The 7,405-nt window shown below is 57.5% G+C and carries 7 protein-coding genes; 4 read left to right on the top strand and 3 right to left on the bottom strand.

All coding sequences use genetic code 11. The annotated features are described in order from the left end of the window. The first annotated feature begins 381 nt into the window (after positions 1-381). Positions 382-1,032 (top strand): fibronectin type III domain-containing protein, encoded by a 651-nt coding sequence (locus VGK48_17285; GenBank protein ID HEY2382932.1) that lies wholly within the window; start codon positions 382-384, stop codon positions 1,030-1,032. A 164-nt stretch (positions 1,033-1,196) separates the two neighbouring features. On the opposite strand, the gene VGK48_17280 is transcribed toward VGK48_17285, so the two are convergent. The 3 genes from VGK48_17280 to VGK48_17270 all read right to left on the bottom strand — a co-directional run bounded on the left by VGK48_17280 (position 1,197) and on the right by VGK48_17270 (position 4,132). After that, on the bottom strand, positions 1,197-2,135 hold the full coding sequence (locus VGK48_17280) for a TIGR03435 family protein (GenBank protein HEY2382931.1): 939 nt from the start codon (positions 2,133-2,135) through the stop codon (positions 1,197-1,199). A gap of 96 nt (positions 2,136-2,231) precedes the next feature. Further along, positions 2,232-3,578 (bottom strand): FecR domain-containing protein, encoded by a 1,347-nt coding sequence (locus VGK48_17275; GenBank protein HEY2382930.1) that lies wholly within the window; start codon positions 3,576-3,578, stop codon positions 2,232-2,234. Then, positions 3,575-4,132 carry a sigma-70 family RNA polymerase sigma factor gene (locus tag VGK48_17270; protein HEY2382929.1) on the bottom strand — a complete coding sequence of 186 codons (558 nt, stop codon included), beginning with the start codon at positions 4,130-4,132 and terminating at the stop codon, positions 3,575-3,577. Before VGK48_17270 ends, VGK48_17275 begins: the two co-directional genes overlap by 4 nt. 194 nt (positions 4,133-4,326) lie before the next feature. Here VGK48_17270 and VGK48_17265 point away from each other — a divergent pair, with 194 nt between their 5' ends. The 3 genes from VGK48_17265 (at position 4,327) to VGK48_17255 (ending at position 7,344) form a co-directional block, all read left to right on the top strand. Beyond that, positions 4,327-5,967 carry a peptide chain release factor 3 gene (locus VGK48_17265; GenBank protein HEY2382928.1) on the top strand — a complete coding sequence of 547 codons (1,641 nt, stop codon included), beginning with the start codon at positions 4,327-4,329 and terminating at the stop codon, positions 5,965-5,967. Between the two features lie 53 nt (positions 5,968-6,020). Then, complete coding sequence (locus VGK48_17260) at positions 6,021-6,776, top strand: hypothetical protein (protein ID HEY2382927.1); 756 nt, start codon at positions 6,021-6,023, stop codon at positions 6,774-6,776. Between the two features lie 235 nt (positions 6,777-7,011). Next, positions 7,012-7,344, top strand: a complete 333-nt coding sequence (locus VGK48_17255; GenBank protein ID HEY2382926.1) for a hypothetical protein — start codon at positions 7,012-7,014, stop codon at positions 7,342-7,344. Positions 7,345-7,405: the final 61 nt, after the last annotated feature.

The raw sequence follows: 7,405 nt of genomic DNA, 5'->3' as shown, positions 1-7,405 counted from the left end.
CGGACTCCAGTCGATCGCCCCGGACTCCAGTCGATCGCCCCGGACTCCAGTCGATCGCCCCGGACTCCAGTCGGACGCGATGGATTCCAGTCGGACGCGTCCGACTGCGGGAAACGTTTGGATGCACGTATAAATAAGGTCGCGTCCCGCATATCGCCTCCGGATTTCCCGCTGGGCCAATGGCGAACCCTGAACTGACCCTGAACTGAAGGTCAGGAATCCTGACCTTCAGTTCAGGGTATCCGGCGTGATCCTCCCTGGCATGAAACCTAACTCGTTGAAACATATGGATTGGCCTTAGCCTGCCGGTTTGGCACAGCGGTTGCGTTATAGGAGGGCGCGAGACACGATCTCGCAAACAACTTCAAGGAGAAATAGAACATGGCTACAACATCGGATATTCCGAAATTGACGATTGCTCACAGGTTTTCGAGAACGAAGGATGCGGACGTGTTGTCCCGCGGTTACACGGTTTTCACGGATATGGGCGTCGAGGTCAACGTGTTCACGACGCCGTCGCTTCCATTGGCGATTCTGAAGCAGGATCTGGATAACCTGACCGTGTCGGCCGCGGCGGCAAACGACGGGGCCAAGAAAGACATTGCGCAACGTAAAAAGGACCGTCGTGTGGTGGAGCAGGACCTGGAATTACTCTCCGCATACGTGCTGAAGATTGCCGAGGGCGATCCGGCCATCGTCGCATCGAGTGGTTTCGTGCTGGCTCCGCCACGTGCGAAATCCGTGCCGCAACCGCTGCCGCAGCCCGTCGTGAATTCCGTCGACCAGGGCGTCACCGGTCAGCTTCTGATTGAGATCTCTTCCGTTGCCGAGGCGCACTGTTACTTTTTGCGTAGTGCCGCGCTGATAAACGGGCTCCCCGGCAACTGGACCGAAGTCACCATGACCTCCACAAAGAAAGCCGTGGAGTTCGACGGCCTGACGCCCGGCGCGATCTACGCATTCCAGGTTCGCGCGCTCGGTAAAGCGGGCTTCACGGACTGGAGTGATTCGGCCACCCGCATGTGCATTTAGCGTGGTAGAGACGCAGTTTGAATTTGGAAAAAGGGGAAAAGGGGGAAAAGGGGGCGGTCCCTTTTTCCCAAATTCAAACTGCGTCCCGGCTGCTTGCGTCCTGCCACGACCTCCAAGGCGCATTTTCCGTTCTGGCGTGGGGGGGCCGCCCAGCAGCACCAGACTCAAATCTCGGCGGGCCTCGAAATCCGATCAATAGTAAGGATCTCGATCGGAGCTTCTGTCCGTTCCAGTTTCATCCCGAGCAGACGCAGAATTTCGGGCCAGACTGAGGTACCAATCGTGAAGGGACCGAGGTCCAGGCTTTGACTGGGGATATCAATTAAGCCGTTAAATCCGGTCTTGTCGATGACGAACCGGCCATCCAAACCTTGAAACACGTCGATAAGTAGAGATAGCGGAGCACGCTTAGCCACAATGTTCGCTCTGCCTTCAAGAGGATCCAGCCTGAGAGAAAACGTGCGGGATGAAGCATTCGCCTCCGCCCCGGAGGGTTGTCCGTCCCCGGCTGGGGTATCGTTCTGATCTTCCGACAACTTGACATGTCCCGGTTTGGCAATGACAAGGTTATATACGAGCCCACTTTTTACATCGTTGTGCGTGGATAGCTTGAAGTCGTCGGCCAGCATTCCCTGCAGCATTGTCTGTAGCTCCGGAGCCCGCCCCTCATTGAGTTGGTGCACTGCATAACTGGAAGTGCCATCTGGAATGACCGCCTGAATATCGTATGTATCCGATCTCAGCCAGGCAGGTCCACCTTGTAATAACCCGATTTCAGCCGAAGCGCGGCAATTGATTCCAAAGACCAGGGCAATCAGCTTGTAAACGGTAATGCTATTGACGGCAAACCGCCTTGGGCTGAGTTGGATAAAGCCACCCCCGCATGGTCCGGAGCTAATCGCGCCGGCTGGATTCGCACTTCGCGGTGCGTCGCCGAAGTTGACTGCTCCGCCTCCGGTCTGAGCCCGAAGCTTGATTGAGACGACCTCGAACTGCATCGAGTGGCCGGCACCAGTCGCTGCTGTCGAGCTGCTCGTGGCCTGCAGCGTTGGTATCGCTGCAAGCAGGTTCGTTGCAATGAGTATAAGAATTACCGAAAACACCAGAAGCACTGCTGCGCATGAACTGGACCTGCGGGAATACGGACCTCTCACTTTTATCTCCTGATGGGACAATTGCGTTTGTCGGAACCGCCGGGTCTACCTTTGTTGTGGATCGGAGTCAGGCCGTTTGACGTTGGGGGGAACCACGACACGCCCGTCGGGGAGCATGACACCCCCGGGCGCTAAGGATTTAAGGATCTCCTGTAGTCGCGCATCTGGGGGCTGCTTTTCTTCCCCGGTCTGGTCGCCATTTTCCTTTTGCTCGAATTGCTTCTTAATGGATTCAGCTAATGCCTTCTTCTGTTCTTCCGGTATCTGTACAGGAATCCGGCGATAGGAGGCTGGCAGATCCGGCTTCAATACAAGCGGCTGTTGGGACGGCGGCGCCGTGCTGCCATCCTGAACAACAAAATCGATACCGGTGAGTGCTCCGGCTGACGGCACCGTTACGATTTGAGCGTCTTTAATTTCCAAAGTGCCGGGATAGTAGGTGGGCACGTCCAGCCGCCCCGCAGTGATAAAAAAGCGGCCCTGCGGAACGTTCTCCAACCGATAACGGCCATCCGAATCTGTTTCTGTGAGGCTCAGCATTGCGCGGATTGTGGTGATCGTATCCGCGCGCAGTGCCGTGACGCGTACTTTCGAAGCCGGACGGCCATCGCGCGCGCGTACTACACCGGCAACGCTGCTGTCCGTTGCAATTGAACCGGTCAGATTGCGCTGAAGCATTGCCAGGCGCGACTGGGCACTCCGACTCCAGGCGACTGCCTGATCGATGTCTTCCGCCGGCATGCCCGGAGTTGTCGCAACACGCTGGCCCGGGCGCAATGTCTGTTCGACGCTTCCAGCATCCAAGCGCGCCTCTCCGTCGATAACCGCGATGTGCGAGCCATTGGCGGCGACGCCCACAAGAAAGACAGTACTTCCGGCCGACACCGTGACATCCTTTGTTTGTAGATATAAGTGCCCCTTTCCTTGCGCCGCTGCATCGACGATGACATTTCCCTTTTCCAACCGTATGCGAATGCCATCGGCCGCCGGTTCCAGGGAAAGCTCGGATTCTGTTCGCATCTCTATGCGGGAGTTATCTGAAAGCGCAACAAGAGCGCCGGAACCGTTGCTGGTGCGCAGTGTCTTGCCCCCATTCAGCCGCTGCACGGAACCATCCAGAACCTTCGCATATACGTTTCGCGGCCAGATAACTGTGCGAATCACCGGAAACACCAGAAGCACCAGGGCGAACGCCATAGCTGGAACAGCCACGAAAACGCGCCATTGTCTAATCGTATGCGGCACCTCTGCAGCGGCCGCGCCGCCCTTAACGTTCCTCTGAACGCTCAGTCGTTGCCACACGCGTTCACAGACTGTGTCCATTTGCGCTTCATCAGCCCTGAAAAAGGACTGTTCAAACATCTCTTTAATACGTTGATCGTCTTGCTTCATTTGTCGCCTCGCATCACATCCTTCAACATTTTCTTCAGCCGCGCTTTGGCACGGTGCAAACGGAGCGCAATGGCTCCTCGCGAAGTTCCCATCATCTTCGCGATTGCAGCATCGCTAAGGTTGTGGAAGTACCGCAGCATGAGCAAGTCCACGCCGGGCGCGTTCGATTCCGCCATGCTATCCAGCGCCGCGAACAAGCGTTCGCGAATCTCGTGATTCGCAGTGGGTTCTGCCGGGTTGGGCAGATTATCAATCAGCGTCTCTGAATCCACGTGCTGGATCGATTTTCGCGACTTGATCAGATTCAACGCTGTGTTCACGACCGAGCGATGAAGGTAGGCTCGCGGATTTTCCTTAACTCGCGAATTCTTTTGAAGCGCTGAAAAGAAACTCGTAAATACGGTCTGAACCAGGTCTTCGGCGTCAGCAGCGTTCCCGGTTATTCCATAGGCTGTCCGGTAAACGAACCTGGAATGCTGCCGGAACAACAGCTCGAAATCGTCAGATACGTCTTTATCTTTACCGGTCACGTCCAGAGCCGCTGCCTCGACCATTTTGCCTCTCACTCACAAAACAACTGATGGACGATTTGTTACGGGTCGGAGGAAAAAACATTTTGCCGGACCGGCGATGGTATAATCGTTTTCGGTTGAACCGGTCGCCGCCCGAATCTTCTGGCTGCCTATTGGAGTTTCCTGAAATCCACCGTTTCCATCCTGGCTAATGATTTCCAGTTGAGGATTTTAAGATGGTAGAGATAACGAGCCAGGCTCGTTCACCGGAAATTTTACGCGAAGTGTCTCGCCGGCGGACCTTTGCAATCATTTCGCATCCTGATGCAGGAAAGACGACGCTGACGGAGAAGTTCCTGCTTTACGGCGGTGCCGTGCACCTTGCGGGCAGTGTCACAGCGCGCAAGCAGCAGAAGGCCACGACGAGCGACTGGATGGAACTGGAAAAGCAGCGGGGGATCTCCGTTTCCTCCACCGTGCTTCAGTTTGAATACAAGGACTACGTCGTCAACCTGCTCGATACTCCGGGCCATCGGGACTTTTCCGAGGATACATATCGGGTGCTCACCGCCGTCGATGCCGCCGTCATGGTCATCGATGCGGGCAAAGGCATCGAGCCGCAGACGCTGAAGCTTTTCGAGGTCTGCCGCCGCCGGGGCGTTCCGATATTCACGTTCATGAACAAGATGGACCGCCCTGCGCGATCGCCACTCGAGTTGATCGATGAGCTGGAACGTGTCTTGGGAATGTCGGCATTCCCGCTGAACTGGCCGTTAGGTGACGGGCCGGACTTCCACGGCGTCTACGATCGCGAGAACCGGGATGTGCATCTGTTCGAACGTGTCCCGGGTGGCGGTGCATATCGTGCACCGGTTCATGTGCGTGGAATCGACGATGAATCCATTAGTGAGACGCTGCGGACCGACGTTCACGAACGAGTGCGCGACGACCTCGAGTTGCTGGACAGCGTGGGCGTGAAATTCGACATCGCTGATGTTCAGGCAGGCAAAGTCACGCCCGTTTTTTTCGGCAGCGCGATGAACAACTTCGGTGTTCAGATGCTTCTCGACCGCTTCCTCGAGCTTGCCCCGCATCCGGCCGGGCGCAACGGCGGCAGCCGCGTCGTCGCGGCGGCCGATCCGGCGTTCACGGGCTTTGTGTTCAAGGTTCAGGCAAACATGAATCCGAAGCACCGGGACTACGTCGCCTTCATCCGAGTGGTTTCCGGGGCCTTCCGCCGCGACATGCAGGTCATCCACACCCGCACAGGAAAAAAGCTGCGCCTCTCGAACTCGCAGCGCATGTTCGCCAGGGAACGCGAAACCGTGGATGAAGCATATCCCGGCGACATCGTGGGCATCGTCGGCAACAACGATTTCCTCATCGGCGACACGCTTTCCGAAGAGGCCGGCATCGCATTCAGCGAAATGCCGCGATTTGCGCCGGAGAGTTTCGCGTACCTGCACAACGACACGCCTGCGCATTTCAAACGCTTTCGCGACGGACTGACGCAATTGCTCAAGGAGGGCGTTGTGCAGGCCTTCGATCAGCCGGACGCGCTCGGCAATATACCGCTCCTCGGCGCGGTCGGACCCCTGCAATTCGATGTTCTGAAATACCGGCTCGAATCGGAATACGGCGCCAGGAGCCGCATGGAAACAGCGCCCTGGAGCCACGTACTGTGGGTCCGGGAGAAGGGTTCCGAAGCTTCCGGCAAACGTGGAGTTGTAAATAAACCCGATCGACAGCTTCCCTTGAAAGCCGTATGGGCGCAGGACGCCTTCGGCCAATGGGTGGTCCTGCTTCCGAGCGCATGGACTGCCAAATACTTCACCGAAGACAACCCCTCACTCGAAGTAAGCCCTGTGCCCTTTTAGGTTGAGGTTTTTTCTGCCTGTTGCGCCTGCTTCCCCTTTACAATGGCCGCCGTATGTCACTGACAGCAGGCGATAAGCTCGGCCCCTATGAGATCCTCTCTCCGTTGGGCGCGGGCGGTATGGGAGAAGTCTGGAAGGCGCGCGATAGCCGGCTCAACCGCCTGGTGCCGGACGGAAAACATTTTGCTTATATGCGCATCGGAACGCCGGAAGTGACGGGTATGTATGCCGGCTCGATCGACACCAAACCCGCAGAACAATCGAAGGAACGGATCCTGGCAACGACGTTCAACGCGCCGTATGTCGCGGGAAACATGTTCTTCATACGCGACGGGACGCTGATGGTGCAGCCGTTCGATGACGGGAAGCTTCAGTTGAAAGGCGATCCCGTGCCCATCGCCGAACACGTCGGGGGAGAACTATCGACCGGCTACTTCTCCGTATCACCCAGCGGTGTTCTGGCGTATCGCACCGGTACGGCGGCCGCCGGCGGTCTTCAACATACCTGGCTGGATCGCGCGGGAAAACCGGCGGGTACGGTCGGAGAACTCCGCACCGACGCCGGTGTTGTGATATCGCCGGACGGAACGCGGGCCGCGGGACGTGACGCAGCCACACAGGTTCGAGGAGATATCTGGCTAATCGATTTTGCGCGCGCCGTGCGGACCCGGCTGACCTTTCATCAAACTCCCGGCTCGTACCCCGTCTGGACCCCGGACGGAAACCGGATTATTGGGGTGCGGGCAATATCGGCGATACGATTTACGAGAAGGCCGCCAGCGGCGCCGGAGAGGAACAGGAACTGCTGAAAGAGCCAGGCTCTGTCTTGACTCCCACAAGCGTGTCGCACGACGGTCGTTTCCTGCTGTTCACAGTCAATAATTCTTCGAAAACGAGTCCCGACATGTGGGTTCTCCCACTTCAAGGCGAGCACAAACCATCGCTTCTACTGGCCACCGAGTTTGAGGAAGGCGGGCCGTCTTCTCGCCGGACGGCCGATGGGTTGCCTATCTTTCCAACGAGTCCGGGAGAAGCGAGCTGTATGTGCGTCCGTTCGTCTCATCCGGCGCGTCGGGGCCGTCGCTCGGCGACGGCAAATGGCAGGTCTCCAAGGATGGCGCTGCCCAGTCCAAGTGGCCCACAGACAAGGAAATCATTTTCCGCAGCCTGGGAGCAAGGCTTGCGGCGGACGTCAACGGAGCCGGTGGCGTTTTTCAGGTGGGAACCCTGAAGCAGTTGTTCTCGATTGCACCGGACAACGGCTGGGATGTGACCAGCGACGGCAAGAAATTTCTGGTGCTGATGTCCGCCGCTGCTCAGAACTCACAGGCGCCGATTACCGTCGTCCTGAACTGGCAAGCCGACTTGAAGCGCTAATTTTTTTCGGACTGGCCCTTACTTCCCCGGACGCGCCTTGCGCACGACGCGATATGCGGCC

This window comes from Terriglobia bacterium, from assembly GCA_036496425.1.
Classification (GTDB): Bacteria; Acidobacteriota; Terriglobia; order 20CM-2-55-15; family 20CM-2-55-15; genus 20CM-2-55-15.
This window is presented reverse-complemented; position numbering and strand designations above follow the sequence as displayed.